General features: G+C 72.0%; 20 protein-coding genes. 5 read left to right on the top strand and 15 right to left on the bottom strand.

The window, feature by feature from the left end:
• Positions 1-21: 21 nt before the first annotated feature.
• A complete protein-coding gene (locus tag ACYU7H_RS00580) occupies positions 22-1,146 on the bottom strand; it encodes a diguanylate cyclase domain-containing protein (RefSeq protein WP_460811634.1) in 1,125 nt (374 codons plus the stop codon).
• A gap of 67 nt (positions 1,147-1,213) precedes the next feature.
• The gene (locus tag ACYU7H_RS00575; protein WP_460811632.1) at positions 1,214-2,131 is read right to left on the bottom strand and encodes an NAD(P)/FAD-dependent oxidoreductase; all 918 of its coding nucleotides are present in this window, start codon (positions 2,129-2,131) and stop codon (positions 1,214-1,216) included.
• A 123-nt stretch (positions 2,132-2,254) separates the two neighbouring features.
• Here ACYU7H_RS00575 and ACYU7H_RS00570 point away from each other — a divergent pair, with 123 nt between their 5' ends.
• The gene (locus tag ACYU7H_RS00570; RefSeq protein ID WP_460811630.1) at positions 2,255-3,070 is read left to right on the top strand and encodes a class I SAM-dependent methyltransferase; all 816 of its coding nucleotides are present in this window, start codon (positions 2,255-2,257) and stop codon (positions 3,068-3,070) included.
• Between the two features lie 37 nt (positions 3,071-3,107).
• Here ACYU7H_RS00570 and ACYU7H_RS00565 read toward each other — a convergent pair whose 3' ends face one another.
• The 6 genes from ACYU7H_RS00565 to ACYU7H_RS00540 all read right to left on the bottom strand — a co-directional run bounded on the left by ACYU7H_RS00565 (position 3,108) and on the right by ACYU7H_RS00540 (position 7,774).
• Complete coding sequence (locus tag ACYU7H_RS00565; protein ID WP_460811629.1) at positions 3,108-3,578, bottom strand: FKBP-type peptidyl-prolyl cis-trans isomerase; 471 nt, start codon at positions 3,576-3,578, stop codon at positions 3,108-3,110.
• 189 nt (positions 3,579-3,767) lie between these two features.
• On the bottom strand, positions 3,768-4,142 hold the full coding sequence (locus ACYU7H_RS00560) for a YidH family protein (protein ID WP_460811627.1): 375 nt from the start codon (positions 4,140-4,142) through the stop codon (positions 3,768-3,770).
• A 5-nt stretch (positions 4,143-4,147) separates the two neighbouring features.
• On the bottom strand, positions 4,148-5,206 hold the full coding sequence (locus ACYU7H_RS00555; protein ID WP_460811625.1) for an ATP-grasp domain-containing protein: 1,059 nt from the start codon (positions 5,204-5,206) through the stop codon (positions 4,148-4,150).
• Positions 5,203-6,447 (bottom strand): flavohemoglobin expression-modulating QEGLA motif protein, encoded by a 1,245-nt coding sequence (locus ACYU7H_RS00550; RefSeq protein WP_460811624.1) that lies wholly within the window; start codon positions 6,445-6,447, stop codon positions 5,203-5,205. Before ACYU7H_RS00550 ends, ACYU7H_RS00555 begins: the two co-directional genes overlap by 4 nt.
• Positions 6,438-7,316 (bottom strand): N-formylglutamate amidohydrolase, encoded by an 879-nt coding sequence (locus ACYU7H_RS00545; RefSeq protein WP_460811622.1) that lies wholly within the window; start codon positions 7,314-7,316, stop codon positions 6,438-6,440. The genes ACYU7H_RS00550 and ACYU7H_RS00545 overlap by 10 nt, the downstream gene beginning before the upstream one ends.
• A gap of 149 nt (positions 7,317-7,465) precedes the next feature.
• Positions 7,466-7,774 carry an HPF/RaiA family ribosome-associated protein gene (locus ACYU7H_RS00540; protein ID WP_460811620.1) on the bottom strand — a complete coding sequence of 103 codons (309 nt, stop codon included), beginning with the start codon at positions 7,772-7,774 and terminating at the stop codon, positions 7,466-7,468.
• Between the two features lie 142 nt (positions 7,775-7,916).
• Here ACYU7H_RS00540 and ACYU7H_RS00535 point away from each other — a divergent pair, with 142 nt between their 5' ends.
• Entirely contained in the window at positions 7,917-9,200 is a 1,284-nt protein-coding gene (locus tag ACYU7H_RS00535) for an MFS transporter (protein WP_460811619.1), read from the top strand.
• 96 nt (positions 9,201-9,296) lie between these two features.
• Here the strand turns inward: ACYU7H_RS00535 and ACYU7H_RS00530 are convergent, their stop codons facing one another.
• Positions 9,297-9,962, bottom strand: coding sequence for a hypothetical protein (locus ACYU7H_RS00530; RefSeq protein WP_460811617.1), 666 nt, complete (start codon positions 9,960-9,962; stop codon positions 9,297-9,299).
• Between ACYU7H_RS00530 and ACYU7H_RS00525 the strand changes: the two genes are divergently transcribed.
• Positions 9,948-10,520, top strand: coding sequence for a hypothetical protein (locus ACYU7H_RS00525; protein ID WP_460811615.1), 573 nt, complete (start codon positions 9,948-9,950; stop codon positions 10,518-10,520). The two genes, ACYU7H_RS00530 and ACYU7H_RS00525, sit on opposite strands and share 15 nt — an antisense overlap.
• Positions 10,521-10,727: 207 nt before the next feature.
• Here the strand turns inward: ACYU7H_RS00525 and ACYU7H_RS00520 are convergent, their stop codons facing one another.
• Entirely contained in the window at positions 10,728-12,350 is a 1,623-nt protein-coding gene (locus ACYU7H_RS00520) for an ATP-binding response regulator (protein ID WP_460811614.1), read from the bottom strand.
• Complete coding sequence (locus ACYU7H_RS00515) at positions 12,347-13,849, bottom strand: ATPase domain-containing protein (protein ID WP_460811612.1); 1,503 nt, start codon at positions 13,847-13,849, stop codon at positions 12,347-12,349. The genes ACYU7H_RS00520 and ACYU7H_RS00515 overlap by 4 nt, the downstream gene beginning before the upstream one ends.
• A gap of 154 nt (positions 13,850-14,003) precedes the next feature.
• On the opposite strand from ACYU7H_RS00515, the gene ACYU7H_RS00510 reads away from it, so the two are divergent.
• Positions 14,004-15,554, top strand: a complete 1,551-nt coding sequence (locus tag ACYU7H_RS00510) for a protein adenylyltransferase SelO (RefSeq protein ID WP_460811610.1) — start codon at positions 14,004-14,006, stop codon at positions 15,552-15,554.
• A gap of 128 nt (positions 15,555-15,682) precedes the next feature.
• Entirely contained in the window at positions 15,683-16,489 is an 807-nt protein-coding gene (locus ACYU7H_RS00505; protein WP_460811609.1) for a DUF5666 domain-containing protein, read from the top strand.
• Between the two features lie 10 nt (positions 16,490-16,499).
• Here ACYU7H_RS00505 and ACYU7H_RS00500 read toward each other — a convergent pair whose 3' ends face one another.
• The 4 genes from ACYU7H_RS00500 to ACYU7H_RS00485 form a co-directional block, all read right to left on the bottom strand.
• Positions 16,500-16,934 carry a barstar family protein gene (locus tag ACYU7H_RS00500; RefSeq protein ID WP_460811607.1) on the bottom strand — a complete coding sequence of 145 codons (435 nt, stop codon included), beginning with the start codon at positions 16,932-16,934 and terminating at the stop codon, positions 16,500-16,502.
• Positions 16,931-17,383 (bottom strand): guanyl-specific ribonuclease, encoded by a 453-nt coding sequence (locus ACYU7H_RS00495; RefSeq protein ID WP_460811606.1) that lies wholly within the window; start codon positions 17,381-17,383, stop codon positions 16,931-16,933. Before ACYU7H_RS00495 ends, ACYU7H_RS00500 begins: the two co-directional genes overlap by 4 nt.
• Positions 17,384-17,463: 80 nt before the next feature.
• Positions 17,464-17,727, bottom strand: coding sequence for a hypothetical protein (locus ACYU7H_RS00490; RefSeq protein ID WP_460811605.1), 264 nt, complete (start codon positions 17,725-17,727; stop codon positions 17,464-17,466).
• A 70-nt stretch (positions 17,728-17,797) separates the two neighbouring features.
• Complete coding sequence (locus ACYU7H_RS00485; RefSeq protein WP_460811604.1) at positions 17,798-18,532, bottom strand: hypothetical protein; 735 nt, start codon at positions 18,530-18,532, stop codon at positions 17,798-17,800.
• Between the last annotated feature and the right edge of the window lie 8 nt (positions 18,533-18,540).

Genomic DNA, 18,540 nt, shown 5'->3' with positions numbered 1-18,540 from the left:
CCGCGTGTCCGGGCGGACCCGTCAGGCTTCCGCGGGTTCGGCCACGTCCGCGCGCGCGGCGCGGTCGCGGCCGGCGTGCTTGGCGCTGTAGAGCGCACGGTCGGCCAGGATCAACCACGTTCGCAGGTCCTCCACCCCGGCGGCATCGGCGATGCCCACGCTCAGGGTGCACGGCGGCGCGTCCGCGGCCGGCCGTGACAGCGCGCGGACCTCGCGGAGGATGCGTTCGGCCATGCCCTGCGCGGTGCCGCCATCGACCGGCAACGCCACGACGAACTCGTCGCCGCCCCACCGGCCGGCATGGCCGGCACCGGCGTGCCGGCGGAGCACCTCGCCGACGCGGCGCAGCAGCTCGTCGCCCGCCGCGTGGCCGCAGCGGTCGTTTGTTTCCTTGAAGCGGTCGACGTCGAAGATCAGCAGGCTGGCGTGGTAGCCGGGGAGGCGGCTGCGCTCCAGCAGCGCGGCCGCCTCGAGCTCCCAGTGGTCGCGGCTGTGCAGTCCGGTCAGCCGGTCGGTGCGGTGCAGGGCATCGAGCTGCCGGTTCTGCCGCTTCACCGTGCGGACCAGCCGGTAGCCGTTGAGGCTGACGGCGATGGTGTGGATCAGCAGCAGCGGCATGCAGGCGAGCACGACCGCCATGCCGGTCGCCGGGGCGAACGCGAAGCCCGTCGCCGCCGCGCCCAGCGCCAGCGCCCCGAGCAGCCAGGGCAGGGAGCGCCACCAGAGTCCGCGTACGCCGGTATTGATCTTGTCGACCGTGGCGAGCGTGGCGATCAGCACGCTGGGCAGCAGGTTGAAGTGCATCAGCGGCACCCATAACCCGGCGATCGCGGAGTCGACCAGCAGGTTGACCAGTTCCGCCCGGTAGGGGTCCGCGGCCGTCGTCGCGCGCCAGCGCGCCACGTGGGGCCACGCCAGCGCGGTGAACGCCAGGCACGCCCAGGACGGCCAGCCGGCGCCCACCTCGAACAGCACGGCCGCGATGGGCAGGCCGGCCAGTCCCATGCCCAGCATGCGCAGGGGGAACACGGCCGCCGGCAGGTTGCCGGCATCGGCGAGCCGGGTGCGCGGCGCGGACGGGTCCGTGCCACGGCGCGGTGTCGCGCCGCGCGTGCCCGCGCGCTGGTTGGCCCCTGCTTCCCCCATCTGGCCGGAAAACGCATCCGGCCGCTGCAACCGGTCAGTGGCCGGCGGAGGCGACGTCCTCCCGGGGTCAGCGCGGGTTCGGCGGTAGCCTCCGGTGCACTGCGGTGGCGGCGATCGCGGCATGGCCGACCGCCACGCTGATCTGGTTGAGCGCGCTGACCACGTCGCCGATCGCGTAGAGGCCGTCCACCGTCGTGTGCAGGTGCGCGTCCACCACCAGTTCGCCGTTGTGGTCGCAGGCCGCCCCGAGCGCCAGCGCCAGGCCCGATTGCGCGTCCGAGCCCAGCACGGGGTAGAGGGTGTCGAGCCGCATGCGGCCCTCGCTCGATTCGACGACGCACGCGCCGTCCTCGAGCGCGATCCGCTGCGGCGGGGGGTGGAGCACGACCTCCGCGGACCGGGCGCGCCGGGCCACGTCCGGGTCCGCGCTCGCCGCCGGGTCGTCGCCGGTGTCGAGCGCGACGACGCGTCGCGAGAACGTGCGCAGGAACGCGGCGTGCGCCACGGCCTCGCGCGCGGGCGCCAGCACGCCGATCACGTCGTCCCGTGCCTCGTAGCCATCGCAGACCGCGCAGAGCCGGACGGCCCCGGAGGCGATCGCGTCCTCGACGCCCTCGATCGACGGGAGCCGGTCCACCACGCCGGTGGCCAGGATGACGTGGCGCGCGCGCCAGCGTTTCATCCCGGCGCTTGCCGCGAAGCCCGACTCATCCCGCTCCAGCGTGTCGATGCGGCCTTCGACGGGGCGGACACCGTATTCCTCCGCATGGGTGCGGAACCGCGCCAGCAGCTCGTTGCCCGCGACGCCGAAGGGGAAACCGGGGCAGTTGTGGCTGGCGGGGATCCAGCGGGCCCGGCTGCCGCCCGCGTCCACCACCACCACGTCGCGGCGGAAGCGCGCCAGGTAGGTGGCGGCGGTCAGGCCGGCGGGACCGGCGCCGACGATCAGGCAGTCGTGGACCAGGTGGGTGGGGTCGTCGGGCATGCCCGGGTCCGGGGATCGGAAGCCGCAGCCTCACGCACGCGGGCGTGACGGAACCGTGTGCGGGCCGGGTCGCAGGCACCGCGGTGCGCTAGGCTCGCCGCCGGCCGGGCGCGGGAGGATCGGATGGCGGGCAGCGGACAGGACGATGGGCGGGGCGGCGGCTGGCTGGCGTGGCTGGCGAGATGGTGGCGCGGTGCCGATGGCGCGCAGGTGCCCATGGTGCGCCGCCGCTGGAACACGACGGAGCTCCAGTTCGCGCGCGGCGTGTCCCAGAGCCGGATGCTGACCTCGCATCCCGATCGGCTGCTGATCGACTACACGCGCACGATGATGGGCGTGCTGCTGTTCCAGCCGCGTCCCGCGTCGATCGGGATCGTGGGGCTGGGGGGCGGCTCGCAGGCCAAGTTCTGCCATCGCGAACTGCCGGCGGCGCGGATCGAGGCGATCGAGGTGGACCCGCGAGTCGTCGCGCTGCGCGATCGCTTCCGCATCCCTGCGGACGACGCGCGGTTCCAGGTGCGGGTCGACGACGCCGTGCGCGTCCTGCCCACGCGCCGCGGCGCCTACGACCTGCTGCTGGTGGATGCCTACGACGCGTCGGGCATCCCCGCGGCCCTGTCGACCACCGGCTGGTACCGCGCCTGCCGCGATGCGTTGGCCGAAGGCGGGGCCGCCTCGTTCAACCTCTACGGCGACGATGCGGACGGACACGTCGGCCGCCTCCGCGAGGCGTTCGGCGAGCGGATGGTGGTGCTGTCGGAACGACGCCAGAGCAACCGCATCGCGTTCGGCTGGCGTGGCGACCCGCTGCCGTCCGGCCGGTTGGACCGGTTGCGGCCGCCGGCAGACCTGTCGGGGGAAGCGAGGACGATGCTCGAACCGGTGTTCGCGCGCCTCGGCCGGACGCTGCAGGCGCAGCGCGAGGCAGCGAGGCGCTGATCCGCGAGGGGGCGCGACGGCGCCCCCGTGGCACGGATCAGGCGGCGGTGGCCACGTGACCCTGCTGGCGCTCGTCGTCGGTCGCCTCGCGGACCTCGGCCACATCGACCGCGAAATGCAGCGTCTTGCCGGCCAGGGGGTGGTTGCCGTCGACCGTGACGTGCTCGTCGCCGATGTCGGTCACGGTCACGACCAACGGGCCGCGCTCGGTGCGCGCCTCGAAGCGGCTTCCCTGCTCGACGGTGGCATCGGCGGGGAACGCGCCGCGCGGCACCTTCTGCACCAGGCCGTCGTGGCGCGGGCCGTAGCCCTGCTCGGGCGCGACGTCGGCCTTCACACTGTCGCCGGCCTGCTTGCCGTCCAGGGCCTTCTCCAGGCCCGGCACGATGTTGCCCGCGCCATGCAGGTAGCTCAGTGGCGCCTCGGGGCGCGACTTGTCGATCACCTGGCCATCGTCGTCGGTCAGGGTGTAGTGGATCGTGGCGACACGGCCGGTGCTGATTTCCATGGGGACCTCTCTGCTGCGAATGACGGGTGCGGATACACGCGCAGCGTCCATTCGCGCCGCGCGCAGTGAACGGACCACCCTAGGAAACCGCGTCGGCAGAAGCAAACCGCGTCGCAGGATCGGCGCTATCGGCGCTTGCCGCCCACGTACCGTCGCCCGTGGCCCGGCGGATGCGCGCCCCGCGGGGCGCTAGAGCATCCAGAGCACGCCCGCCAACGCCAGCGCCGAGGCGATCAGCCCGTAGGACAACCACCGCATCCCGGCGAGGGGCAGGGTGTCGACTTCGTGCACGTCGAGGCGCCGGAGCACGCCGCAGGCACGGCGCCACGCGAGCCAGATGATCGCCACGCCCGCCAGGATGAACAGGGTGGCGATCGACTTGGCCAGCCAGGCCGGTTCGAACGTGCGCAGGAGCGCGCGGAAGCCGAGCCCGACGCCGATGCAGCCCAGGCCCGTGCGCATCCACCCGGCATAGGTGCGCTCGTTGGCGAGGATGGTGCGGTCCTCGGCCAGCCCGGTGCGATTCCGGGCGAGTTCGTTCCTGTCCTTGCCGTCGGTGTCCATCGCAGTCACATCATGGCGAGTTCGACGTTGCTCAGCGTGCGGTTGTACTGGTCGCGCAGCCCGACCTTGCGCTCCAGGTCCGAGATGATGTGGCCGCTGAAATCCACGCCGGTCAGTTCCTCGGCCATGTTGATGCCGCCCGGCGTGTCCACGTTGATCTCCATCAGCTTGTCCCCGACGATGTCCAGCCCCGCGAGATACATGCCGTCGCGGATGAGCTTCGGCGCGACGATCGCCGCCAGGCGCAGCGCATCCGCGTCCGGCTCGGCCATCTCCACCTTTCCGCCCGCGGTGATGTTGCTGCGCGCGTCGCCGCTGTCGTTGTAGCGGCGGAAGCAGGCGTAGCGCCCGTCGACCTCGAGCGGCCTGCCGTTGAGCGTGAGCAGTCGCAGGTCGCCATCCGCGGCCTTGGGCAGGTACTCCTGCGCGATCGCGTAGCCATCGCGGGTGACCGCCTCGATCATCTGGTTGAGGTTGGCGCCGCCGTCGGGCGTCACCACGAACACACTCTGCCCGCCGGAGCCCTGCAGCGGCTTGATCACGCCGTAGCCGTCATGGGCCTGGATGAACGACTTGAGCTCGTCCGGATCCAGGCTGATGCACGTCACCGGGCGGACCTCTTCCGGGAAATGCTGGAAGTAGGTCTTGTTCGACGCGTCGGTGAGGTGGGTGGGGTCGTTGAGCACGATCACGTGCTTGAGGGCGGCCAGCTGCGCGAACAGCAACCCGCTGTTGGGTGCCCACGGACGGTCCTCGAGTTCCTCGGCCGGGTCGCTGCGCAGCATGAGCACGTCCAGTTCCTCGACGTTGATGCGGTGGACGTCGGCGTCCTCGCCCTGCAGCTCCTTGAGCAGCGCCGCGTCGTCCGCGTACTCGGTCTCCCTGGGCACGTGCGCCTTGGCGCGCACGACGCCGTTCGCGTCGTAGATGAAGCCGCCCAGGCCGATGATCGCCACCTCGTGTCCGCGGCCGGCCGCCGTGCGGGCCAGGCGGATCGTCGTGTAGTTGTCCTTCTCAGTGGCCATGTCGTTGACGACGAAGCCGATCTTGATGCGCCTGCTCATTGGATCGCGGACTCCTGCTGCGTGCGGGCGGCCCTGGCGGGCGCGCTCCGGTCGGGAAGGGGGTGGAAGAAGCGCTCGACCGGCACTGCGCGCATGCGCTCGAGCCGGTCGTCGAAGCCATCGGATCGGGTGTAGCGGGGGAGCAGCGCAGGGGGCGCGACCCAGCCCTCGTCCTGCAACCAGTCGAGCACGCTCAGGTGGGAGAGGGCGAACTTCCCGCGGAAGAGCGGCTCGAGCGCCCCGCCGTCGGCGAGGTACTGGACGAGTTCCCGCAGGCCGTCGAGGTAGACGGCGTCCTTGGTGAGCCCGCCGCCGCGGCGCGCGCGCACCGCGACGTCGAACGCGTCGTCGGTCGGCAGGCCGTGGCTTTCGTGCAGCGCGTCGAAGATCGCGGGGACGCGCTCGCCCTGGATCGCCATCTCCGCGGCGAGCACGCGCGCGGCGAGGATGCGCAGCCGCGCGCCGGGCAGGCAGCCGGCGAGGTACTCGGCGAGCACACCGAGCCCCTCCTGCAGCGGGTCGTAATGCGCCAGGCCCACGGCGAGCTGCCTGAGGGGCTGGCGCAGCCCGTTGTGGCGCGTCACGACGTGCGTGCCGATCTCGTGCTGGACCAGCGGCTGCACGCGTGCGTGGGGGATCCGGATGTCGCCGTCGACGTAGAAGGTGCCGTGCGACACCATCATCATCGAGGACAGGTCCGTGTCCACGACCACCTCGCAGCCGAACTCGCCGCATTCCCCGCGGTACCACGCCAGTTCGGCGTCGACCGCCGCCATGACCTCGTCGATGCCGGCGTCCGCCTCGAGGGGCGCGCTGGCCGGCACGTCGCGCAGGATGGTCTCCGCCAGGTGGTGCAGGGACGGTTCAACGCCGCCGAACAGGTCCAGGCTTGCGTTGAGGAAGCCGTCGGTGCCGCGCAGGCGCACGAGTTCGATCTGGCGATCGAGCTCGCGCTGCTTCTCCGCCAGCAGGCCGGACAACAGCGGCGACTCGATCTCCTCGATCGGCAGGTCGAGCAGCCGCCTGCGCTCGCGCTTCAGGTCGAGGTCCAGGTCGATGTAGCTGAGGGGTGGCTCCTCGCGCCGCCCCCCCGCGTCGAACTCCGCCCACATCCCGTCGTTGTCCAGCGGTGACAGGGCGAGCAGCCAGTCGATGCGTGCGTCGAGTTCACACAACGCCGCGTCCACCCGGGCGGCGACCGGTGGCAGGCGTCGCGTCGGCGCCTCGACCGTCACCGGCATGCCAGGAATTCGGGACGCACCGCCTCCACCGCCGTGCGCAGGCCACAACGCAGGGCATCCACTGCCGCCAGATCGGCGTGCGACGACCACTCGTCCATGAAGATCTTCTTGAACTCGAGCGTGACCGTGCACACGGCCTTGCCGTAGGTCGCGTGGAGCCATTCCGGGAAGTGGCCGCCGTCGGGATAGCGGACGTTGTCGCGGACGTCGAGGTGGCGACCGTCGATCCGGATGCGCCGCAGCGAATCGCGCAGCGTCGCGAGCACGTCGCCCCACGTCCCGTGGTCGAGCGTGGTCACACCGAGGTCGATGTCGGGGTTGTCGCCGGGCTCGGCGGGCGCGGCCTCCGGTCCGTCGCGGCGATGGTTGTAGCTGTGCAGGTCGAGCACGAGCAGGCAGCCCCAACGGTCGAGCTCGCGGTCCACCAGTTCGCCGATCATCCGGTAGAAGCGGTCGTGTCCATCCAGGGAAGCCTCGAGCTCGCTCTGCGGCAGCGGACCCCGCCACACGCGCAGGCCCCAGGTATCCGCGGGATTGGTCGAGACGGCGCGCTCGCGCGGGCGGTTGAGGTCGACCTGGAAGCGCGAGTCCCGCACGACGATGCGCGTGTCGCCGGCGGAGGACGCCAGCAGCCCGGTCAGCGGGTCCTCCTCCCGCCGGCGCTGCTGTTCGTCGATCGCCATGTACGGGACGAGCGACGGGCGCACGGCGTGGCCGTCGTGGATGGCCGTCACGATGACGGGCCCGTTCCCGACGCTGACGTCCCATGCCGGGTCGCGCCGGACGGGCGTGTTGAGCCGGACCGGCTCGAAGCACGTCGCGTCGGCGACGGCGGTGCCGGGATGTTCGAATGTGCGTTCGCCTTCCATGGCGACGATGGTCGCAGCGCCGTGGTTTGCCATCCGTGAGCGGGCGCTTGCCCGCTTGGGCGCTGGTCGGGAATGCAGAGGCCGCGTGAAGCCCCGGTGCGGCGGCGGTCGCGGATCCGCCGTGCGCACCGCCCTCCCGCGGCCCGCTGTCAGCCGAGCTTTCCGAGCGTGCTCTCGAGCACGCGCTGGAGCTTCTTCGCGGCGGCGTTGACCGCGGCCGCGACACTCTCGGCGTCGGCGGACGCGGTGACCGGTGGCCGTCCCTCGAGTCGCGCCTCGATGAGGCAGTGCTTGTCATGCGCACCGGCCTTGCCGGCATTGTCGTCGCGAAGGTGCACTTCGATCCGGGTCACCTGCTGTCCGTAGCGGGCGAGGCTGGACTCGACCGTTTCCTCGACGTGGCGCACGACGGAGGGATCGCCCTGGATGTGGTTGTCGGTGTTGAGCTGGATCTTCATCGGGTCCTCTGCACGGTGGGTTCCGGGCGCTTGGCGCCGCCCGGGGAACGCTAGACGTTGCGCCGTGTAGGCCGTGGCTACGGGGTGGGGCGGCACGGGCGGTCTGGCACAATCCGCGGCCATCGACCGCCCCGGGACGCCGATGGAACCGAACGACCGACCGACCGCCAGGAACTCGCCAGCGCGCGTGCTGTTCGCCAGCCTCGTCGGCACGACGATCGAGTTCTTCGACTTCTACATCTATGCAACGGCGGCGGTGCTGGTCTTCCCGGCACTGTTCTTCCCGGCGCAGGATCCCTCCACCGCGATCCTGCAGTCGCTGGCGACCTTCGCGCTGGCCTTCTTCGCCCGCCCGCTGGGCTCGGCGGTGTTCGGGCACTTCGGCGACCGCGTGGGGCGCAAGGCGACGCTGGTCGCCGCCCTGTTGACGATGGGCCTGTCGACGATCGCCATCGGCCTGCTGCCGACCTACGACCGCATCGGCCTGCTCGCGCCCGTGCTGCTGGCGGCCTGCCGGTTCGGGCAGGGCCTGGGCCTGGGCGGCGAGTGGGGCGGGGCGGTGCTGCTCGCCACGGAGAACGCGCCGCCCGGCAAGCGCACCTGGTACGGCATGTTCCCGCAACTCGGCGCGCCGCTGGGCTTCCTGCTGGCCACGGGCGCGTTCCTCTGGCTCGACTTCGCGCTCGACGAGACGGCCTTCATGGCCTGGGGCTGGCGCGTGCCGTTCCTCGGCAGTGCGGTCCTCGTGGTGCTCGGCCTCTGGGTGCGGCTGTCGATCGACGAGACGCCGGAGTTCAGGCGCGTGCTCGAGCGCCAGGCGCTCGAACGGCAGCCGGTCGCGGCGGTCGTGAAGCGCCACGCGGGCGCCCTGGCCGCCGGCACGTTCGCGTCGCTGGCGACCTTCGTGCTGTTCTACCTCATGACGGTCTTCGCGTTGAGCTGGGGGACGTCGAAACTGGGCTATGCGCGCGATGGCTTCCTCTGGATGCAGATGCTCGGCGTGCTCGGGTTCGCGCTCACCATCCCGGTGGCGGCCTGGCTGGCCGACCGGCACGGGCGGCGCCGCGCGATGCTCGCGGTGACCGTGGGGATCATCGCGTTCGGCCTCGCGTTCGAACCGCTGTTCGCCGCCGGCGATCCGGCGCGCGTGCTGGTGTTCCTGTGCGTCGGCCTGGGCCTGATGGGCTTCACGTACGGCCCCCTGGGCGCGCTGCTCGCCGAACTGTTCCCGGCGCCGGTGCGCTACAGCGGCACGTCGCTGGCGTTCAACCTGTCGGGCATCCTTGGGGCGTCGCTGGCGCCGTACATCGCCATCTGGCTGGCGCAGCACCACGGGTTGCAGTGGGTGGGCTACTACCTCGCGGCGGCGGCGGTGCTGACGCTCGCCGCGCTCCTGGTGGCAAGGCCGGCGCCCGAACCCCCCTGAGCATCCGCCCCCGGGCGCGGGTTCGGTCGGGCGAGGAAGAAAAAACCGCCCGGCGGGTGCCGGGCGGTCATCGGTCACGCGGCGTCGGCGTCGGCGTCAGCCGATCTGCTGGAGGCCCAGCACCACCGCCAGGATGGCCTCGAGGATCGAGTACTGCCCCTGCTGGTGGCGGCCGTAGCGCGACCGCCCGTAGTAGCCGTCGTCATAGCCGCGGCGGAAGCCCTCGCGGAAGTAATGGTTGTAGTCGAACCGGCTCACGTAGTACCCGTTGTAGCCGTAGTTCGCGTCCATGTAGGCCCACGAGTTCCGGTAGTCGGGGCGCCAGCCGTCCATGCGGTCCGCGCGGCCCGCGCGGATGCCTTCGCGGTAGCCGTGGCGGATCGCCTCGCGCAGCAGGTCGGCGCCGTACCGGTTGGTGCTGTAGTACGTCCCGCCCCGCTGGTAGCGGTAGTTCGCCGGCGTGTAGTAGTACGGGTCCGACCAGTAGTCGTACTGCCGCGAGGCCAGCAGCGACTGCTGGCGGCGCAGGCGCTCGTAGTAGTCCTGCTGGTAGCGGTATTGCGCCAGCCGGCGCGCGCGCTGGAGCTGCTCGGCGCGGAGGCGGGCGAGCGACTGCTGGTGCTCCAGGTGGCGGTGGTAGGCGCGCGCGCGGTCCCGCTCCCGCTCGATCCGCTCCCGCTGGACCTCCCGCGAAAGGCGTGCGGCGTCGTCATGGCGATTCCGATCCCGATCCCGTCGCGCCTCGCGATGCCGCTCGGCCACCAGGCGCTCCCGGGCGCGCTCACGGTCCTCGGCTTCGCGTCGCGCGTCGCGGATGCGATCCGCCTCGCGCCCGGCGAGTGCGCGGCGTTGCGCCTGGGCCTCGCGTTCGGCCTGCGCGCGGCGCGCGGCACCCATCTCCTGCGCGCGGCGGGTGTGCCGTTCCTGCTGGGCGCGCTGCGCTTCGATCCGGCGGGACTGCTCGCGCGCGGCATCGCGGCGATCACGGGCCTGCGCGTCGGCGCGTTGCCTCAGTTCCCGGGCATGCGCCTGTCGCGCGGCCTGCTGGCGTGCCTGCGCCTCGCGCTGCGCGTGCTGGCGATCGCGCGCCTGCTCGGCGCGCCGCTGCTGCTGCGCGCGCTCGGCCCGCTGGCGTTGCTCTGCCTGCCCGGCCTGTTGCCGGTGCCGCGCACGCGCCGCGTCATCCTGCCGGCCACGCGCACGCTGCTGTGCCTCCGCAGCCTTGGCGCGCGCCGCGGCCTGTCGGGCCTCGGCGCGATAGTCGCGCTCGTCCTCGCCGCGCTGCTGTCGCTCGACGCGATCGCCATGGGAGCGTCGTGAATCGTCGTCGCGCGCGAACGCCGTCGACGCCGTTCCGAGGGAGAAGAGGGTGGCCAGCACGGCCACCGCCATGCGGGAAGGATGTCGGGAAAGGGCGTTCATCGCAGTACCTCGTCGTGCGGCTACGCGGTGAAGTACGCGTGAAACGCTCTGAATCAGCCCTGACGCCGGCTGCCGCCGTTCAGCCGCGGGCCGGTTCCACGCACCTCATCCCGCGCGGGGGAGATCGTCGGGCCTGGGCCGGGCATCGACGTCAGTGAGCAGGGCGCCCAGCGCATCGATCTCCACGGGCTTGGCGAAATGGTGGTCGAAACCCGCCGCCCGCGAGCGCTGGCGGTCCTGCGCCTGGTTCCAGCCGGTCACCGCGACCAGCAGCGCCGAGCGGGTCGCCGGATGCTGGCGCAGGCGCCTGGCGACCTCGTAGCCGTCCATCCCGGGCATGCCGATGTCGAGCAGCACCACGTCCGGGCCATACGCGAGGGCGGTCTCCAGCGCCGTGTCGCCGTCGTGCGCGATCCGATGGTCCAGCCCGAGCGAGTCGAGCACCATGGCCAGGGACATCGCCGCATCCACGTTGTCGTCCACCACGAGCACGCGCGTGCCGCCCGGGCCGCGGCGACCCGACGTCGTCGCGTCGGCGGGCTCGGTGGCCGGCGTGGCGGCACCGCTGCTGGAGATGGGCAGGCGCGCGATGAATTCCGCGCCATGCCCGGATCCGTCGCTGCGCGCCTCGATGCGCCCGCCATGCATTTCCAGCAGGTTGCGCACGAGCGCCAGGCCGATGCCGAGGCCATCCTGCGCCTTGGGCATGCCGTGCCGCCCCTGGGTGAACAGGTCGAACACGTGCGGAAGCACCTCGGGATCGATGCCCATGCCCTCGTCGAGCACCGAGACCACGGCCTCGTCGCCCTCGTGGCGGGCCGACAGGGTGATCCGGCCGGCCTTGTCCGAATACTTGGCCGCGTTGTTGAGCAGGTTTCCGAACACCTGGGCGATCCGTACGGGGTCCGCGTCCACCGGGATGGGTGTTTCGGGAAGCTTGACCGACAGGGTGTGTCCCCCCGCGTCGATCAGCGGCCGGCTCAGGTCCACGGCATTGCGCAGCGCATCGCGGAGGTCGACGCGCCTTGCCTGCAGCCGGATCGTGCCGTGGGAGAGGCGGGAGACCTCGACCAGGTCGTCGACCAGCCGCACCATGTGGTCGATCTGGCGCGACATCATGGACTGGAGTTCGTCCCGTCGCGCGGGATCGGCGCCCGCGCCCGCGGTCAGCAGGTGCAGGGCATTGCGCACCGGCGCCAGCGGGTTGCGGAGTTCATGGGCGAGCATCGCGAGGAACTCGTCCTTGCGCCGGGCCGCGAGGGCTTCCGCGTCGCGTGCGCGCTCGAGCTGGACGATGTGGTCGCGCAGCTGGTACTGCCGTTCGCGGGCCCGCAACGCGCTGCGGAGCGAGGTCACCAGCGCGGCGATGCGGACCGGCCGCTCGAGCAGGGTGACGTTGCCGAGCGTGCGCACCGCGTCGCCCAGGGTCGCCGAGTCGGCGCCGCTGCGGGTCATCACCAGGACCGGCAGGTCCGACCAGCGCGGCTGCTCGTCGAGGGCCCGGATGAGGACCGCGTGCGCGCCGTCCAGGGCGAGCGCCTCCTCGGACAGGAGGACCGCGCCAGCGCCCCGGGCGATCTCCCTGAGCAGTTCGGAGGCGTCTTCACAGGCATGGCAGGCCATGTCGTGCCGCCCGAGCACCTCGCACGTCAGGTCGACGTCGCTGGGCGTGGAGAGCAGCAACAGGATCCGGTGGGCCCTGTCGGGCGTGGTGGCGCAACTGCTCACTTCGGGTCCCTGTCCCTGCCCGGCTCGACACGCTCGAGCTGCTCGTGCGGCACGCCGGTGAGCACCCCGCGCAGGTTCGAGAGGGGCTCGCCGATCTGGATCCCGCCGGTGCTGAGGTGGAGTTCTCGGATCGTGCGCTCGTGCGCGCCGGTGCGCTTCTTCAGCACCGAGATCGCCTGGTGCACCGCGCCGCGCGATTCGAAGTAGCGCAACAGGATGACGCTGTCGGCGAGATAGCTCACGTCCACGTTCGCGACCATCTGACCGATCAGGCCCTGCTGCGCGCTGACCAGGATGGTGAGGATGCCCATCTGGCCGAGGTAGGCGAGCACTTCGTGCAGCTGCACGATCATGAAGCGCTCCTCGGGCATGGCGTTGAGGTAGCCGTTGAGGCTGTCGATCACCACCATGCGTGCGTCGAAGCGTTCGACCGCCTCGCGGATGCCCTGGATGAACTCGCCGGGCGACAGCTCGGCCGGATCGATCGCCTGGACGCGGATCATGTCCTCGTCCATGAGCCGCTCCACGGGGAAGCCCATGCCCTCCGACCGCGTCAGCAGCGAGCGGACGCTTTCGTCGAAGGTGAACATGGCGGACTTCTCGCCGCGCCTGGCCGCCTCGACCATCGCCATGGTCGCGAGCGAGGACTTGCCGGTGCCGGCCGCGCCGATGATCAGCGTGCTCGTGCCACGCTCCAACCCGCCGCCGAGCAGCGTGTCCAGTTGCGGCGAACCGCTGCCCACGGGTTCGTGCTCGCCGTAGCGCCGGTAGTGCGCGGCGACGAGCCGCGGGAACACCACCAGGCCACCGGTGCGGATCTCGTAGTCGTGGTAGCCGCCGCGGAACGCCCGCCCGCGGAACTTGCTGATCCGCAGGCGGCGCCGGTCGCCACCGTATTCGGGCCGGAGCTGGTCGAGCGAGATCACGCCGTGGACGATCGTGTGCACGTGCAGCCCCTGCTCGGCGACCTTGCTCTCGTCGAGCAGGAGCACGGTGCTGCCGCGACCGGAGAAGTACTGCTTGAGGGCCAGCACCTGGCGGCGGAAGCGCAGCACCGAACCCGACAGCAGGCGCAGTTCGGCCAGGGAGTCGAAGACCACGCGGTCCGGCTTCAGGCGCTCGACTTCGTCGAGGATGGTCCGGGTGGTCCGGCCGAGTTCCACTTCCGACGGGTGGAACATCGTGTACTGGTCGTCCGGGTCAAGGGTCTCCCCGGCCTGCTGCAGCTCGTGGATGTGCAGGCCTTCGAGCGACCAGCCGTGCGATTCCGCGACCTCGCGCAGTTCCTCCTCGGTCTCGGAGAGGGTGACGTACAGCACGGTCTCGTCGCGGCGCCGGCCCTCGAGGAGGAACTGCAGCGCCAGGGTGGTCTTGCCCGCGCCGGGCACGCCCTCGACCAGATAGAGGCGACTCGCGGTGAAACCGCCACCCAGGATGGTGTCCAGTCCCGCGATCCCGGTGGACACCGCGGTCGCGGCGTCCGTTGTTCCATTGTCCATGCACGCCCCCGCGTACGTTCCGCGGGGGTGCCGGATGCGCCGCCCCCACCAAATCGATGCAAGTGCACCATGCGACGCCGTCAACGGCGCGTGGATGCGGCGTGAAGCGTTCCGCATCCTTTCATCCAGCCGCCAATGGTCGCACGATGCGCCGATGGCGCTCCGCTTCGATAACCGCTTCATCCGGGATCTTCCCGGCGAGCCGCAACCCGCCCCCGGCGTACGCCAGGTGCGGGCGGCGTGGTCTCCCGTCGCGCCGACGCCGGTCGAGGCGCCGCGCACGCTCGCCGTGTCCCGAGACCTGGCCGATCGCCTGGGGATCGACGATGCGGCGCTGGCATCCGACGCGTTCGCCCGGGTGTTCGCGGGCAACGCACTCTGGCCGGGCATGGAAACCTACGCGGCCAACTATGGCGGCCACCAGTTCGGCCACTGGGCCGGGCAACTCGGGGACGGGCGCGCGATCGGCCTGGGCGAGGCGGTCGCCACGGACGGGTCGCGCTGGGAGCTCCAGCTCAAGGGCGCCGGGCCGACGCCCTACTCGCGCCAGGCGGACGGACGCGCGGTGCTTCGTTCATCGATCCGCGAGTTCCTCTGCAGCGAAGCCATGCACGCGCTGGGTGTGCCGACGACGCGCGCGTTGAGCCTGGTCGGGACCGGCGAGCGCGTCGAGCGCGACATGTTCTACGACGGGCGTCCGCGCCTGGAACCGGGCGCCGTCGTCTGCCGGGCCGCGCCGTCTTTCATCCGCTTCGGCACGTTCGAGCTGCCGGCGTCTCGTGGCGACGAGGGCCTGTTGCGCGCACTCGTCGACTTCTGCATCGACCGGGACTTCCCCGGATTGCAGGGGATGGGCACCGGGCTGCATGCCGCCTGGTTCGCGGAGGTGTGCGGGAGGACCGCCGTGGTGGTGGCGCACTGGATGCGCGTGGGGTTCGTGCATGGCGTGCTGAACACCGACAACATGTCGATCCTCGGGCTGACGATCGACTACGGTCCGTTCGGCTGGATCGAGGACTACGACCCGGACTGGACCCCCAACACGACGGATGCGCACGGGCGCCGCTACCGGTTCGGCTGGCAGCCGCGCGTCGCGGGCTGGAACCTCGCGCGCCTGGCGCAGGCGCTGTCGCCCCTGTTCGAAGACCCCGCGCCGCTGCAGGCCGGGCTCCAGCGGTACGTCGACGTGCTCGACGGGGAAACGCGCCGCCACGCGGGCGACAAGCTCGGGCTCGACCCCGGCGACGCGTCGCTCGCCCTGATGGACCGGCTGCTGCCCCTGATGCAGGCGGCGGCAGTGGACATGACCCTGTGGTTCGGCGCGCTGGCGCAGGTGGATGTCGAACGACCGACGCTCGCGCCGGTCGCGCATGCCTTCCCCGACGGCGTCGTGCAGGACGCGCACGCCGCGGCGTTCGACGAGTGGTTGCGCGACTGGGCGCGGGAATGGGGCGGCGGGCCGGACGATCGTGCCGCGCGGCTCGCGCGCATGGCGCGGGCCAATCCCGTCTACGTGCCGAGGAACTGGTTGCTGCAGCAGGCCATCGACCGTGCCGAGGCCGGCGACATGGAGGGCATCCTCGAGTTGCAGGCGGTGTTCGCCCGCCCCTACGAACCACGCCCCGGGCTGGACGCGTTCGCGCGGCGCCGACCCGACTGGGCCAGGACGCGACCCGGTTGCGCGATGCTGTCCTGCAGTTCCTGACGGCGTGAAGCGCGCCTGAAGCGTTTCGACGCTGCCCGCGGCGATCAACCGCCCATTCACGATCGGGGTGGCGAAGATGTCCGGTGCCGCCGGGGCCCGGCCCCGTCACTCGAACCGAGGATGCCGCCATGACACTGCACCTGCCCACCGAATCCCGTCGCCCCCGCGCCGCGGAGGCCCACCCCCGCCGATTCGCCCGCCTGGCCCGGCTTCCGCTCATGGCGGCATGCCTGGTGGCGCTCGGCGGCTGCGCGACCTACGGCTACCCCGGCGGCTATGGCGGCTACCCGGGGCAGGGTGGCTACGGGGGCGCCCCGTACGGCGGGGCCCATGCGCAGGTCGTGGTCGGTACGGTCATCGGCGTCGACCGCGGCTCCAATCGCATCGTGCTGGCGCGCGACGACGGATACGGCGGCCGGGGTGGCCAGGTGGCGGTCCAGTACGACGGCCGGACGCTGCTCGCCTACCAGGGACGCCAGTATCCGGTCGAGGGTCTCGAGCGCGGAGATGTCATCCGCGTCGAAGGCTCGAGCAATGGTGGCCGGCTGTGGGCGCGGCGGATCGAGGTCCTGCGCAACGTGCGCGAGGGCGGATATCCCGGTGGGTATCCCGGTGGCTATGGCTATCCCGGCGGCCATGCGCCCGGCGGGTACGCCCCGGACCCCTACTATCCGGGCCCCTCCGACGAGCTGATGGAACTTCGCGGCCGCGTGGTGTTCGTCGATCGCAACGCGCGCGTGATCCGGATCGATGGTGGTGGCTACGGCCGAGGCGGCGACGTCCACTACGCGCAGAACGCGACGATCCGCTGGCAGGGCCGGAGCTATCCCGCCCGCAACCTCGATCCGGGCGACGTGATCCGGGTGCAGGCACGGCGCAGCGGCAACCGCTGGTACGCGGAGCGGCTGTGGATGGAGTCCAACCGCGGGCGATGACGGCTGGCGATCACGCGCCGTCCGGGTCGGGCGGCGCCTCGCCCAGGATGGCGAGGAACGGGATGTCGCGATCGCGCCAATCGACCGCCGCATCCTCCAGCACCGAGAGGAGCGTGGCGAGCGCGGGCGCGTCGGCTTCGCGCAGGTCGCCCGCGTCCTCGAGCAGCAGGACGTGTCCCGTGCCCGGTGGCAGCCACGCGAGGTCGCGCAGGTCGTCCAGCAATGCATCCCAGTTACCCCCGCGTCCGCGCGGCGTGTCGAGGGCGACGTTGAAGCGCATGAGCAGCGTGCGCCGGTCCCGGCAATCCCGCAGGTCCACGCGGCGGACGACGAGGCCGGCGTCGCGCGCGGCCGCGCCGAGCGCGTCCAGGTCGCCGGGCGCCGCGAAGTAGACCCCCGACGCGGCGGCATCGGCCAGGCCGGCGTCGAAGCCTGACGCACTCATTCGGCGACCTCGAATTCGCGGAAGCGTCGGTAATGGTCGTCGGTGTAGTACCAGTCGACGGGCGGGTGGCCACCGGTCACGATTCGACGCGTGCCGCGGTGGTCGAGGCCGGGGGTCGGGACGGTGTATTCGCGGTAATGGCCGCGGGGGCGGTCCGGCAGCCGGCGTTCGCGGTTGTGGAAGGTGCCGCCGTCCTGCGGGTGTGGATGCGGCGCGCCCGACAGGATCCGCGCGACCACCGGTGCCGCCTCCGCTGGCAGGAATGCTGGCAGGGACGCCGGCCGCGCGGTCGGCGCGCGCGCACCTTCCGCGGCACCGATGGCCTGCGTGGGCGGGGGGCGGGCCATGGGCGGGCCGGGCGAGGCGACCGGGCGTGGCCAGAGCAACCACGCCAGCAGCGCGAGGATGGCGAACAGCCAGACCCACGGATTCCTGATGTGCCTGCGCATTGGGGGGAACGTCCGTGGCGCATCGAACCGGTGGGATCGATCATTCGCCCCGGCGGCGCCGAACGCAACCTCCGGGAACGCTACGCCCGCAGGCGCAACGGATGGTGCTCGTTGACGGTGCCGTCGGCCTCCAGGAGCGCGACACGTACGCCCGTCTCGTCGTGGATCACCACCTCGGGCGCCTGGAACAGCGGGTGCCTCACGAAGGACAGGTGCCAGCCCAGGTGGCCGAGCGAGGCCAGCGCGCCGCGCTGGCTCGGGGTGAGCGCATCGAGCGCGGCTTTCGCCTGCCCGTTGGCGTTCCCCGGCCGCCGGCGTTCCCTCAGCTGCATCGCGGCGTTCACTCGTGTGGCCTGTTGACGGCAACGCGGAAAGCCTGCCGGAAGGGGCCAACGGGCGTTCCGTCGCCGCCGCTCACTCCATGAAGGCCGCGAAGTCGTCCAGGAAGGCACCGCAGCCGGCGTAGCGCCGGTCGTCCACCGCCAGCTCGACCCGGGCCTCGTGCAGGACGCCGCTCATCCCGTCCTTGCATGGCCCGGGCGTGGCGGTCAGGCGGACATGCATGCCCGGCGCGGTCGCGGACCAGGCCGGCGCGGGGCTGCCGGCGGGGGTGTCCGCCGTCAATGGAAGTTCGAGCGTCCGTTCGCCGTAGTCGAGCGTTGCGAAGAGCGTGGGTGGCGTGCCCGGACGGAGCTCCACGGACCATCCGGGTTCGTTGCCCACGCCGCGCAGGAGGACGCCGCGCGCCGCGGCCTCGAACCAGGGCGACGGCCGGGCGGCTGGCGTGCACTCGTTCCCCGGTTCCCCCGGGAGGGTGAGGCGCGTGGCGTCGCCCCCGGAATCGAAACGGTTTCCTTCGACATCGGTCGCCACGCGGTTCCCCGCCGCCGACCCGCCGTGCTGCAGGACCAGCAACCGGCCGGAAACGAACAGGCGGACGGTGCCGGGACCGACCGACCGGCTGGCGACGCCGGTTTCGCCGCACTGCCAGTGCGTCGGCGGCGTGGCGGGCCCGGCGCCGGTCGCCTCCGTGGTGGTGGCGGCCGGCGCGGGCGCCTGACCGCTGGCGGTCGGACGGCCATCGCATGCGGACAGGCCGCCCGCGACCAGGACGGCGATCGCGAGCGCGCGTCGTGTCGCGCAGTGCATCGCGACGG

The organism is Luteimonas pelagia, assembly GCF_054776035.1.
This window is presented reverse-complemented; position numbering and strand designations above follow the sequence as displayed.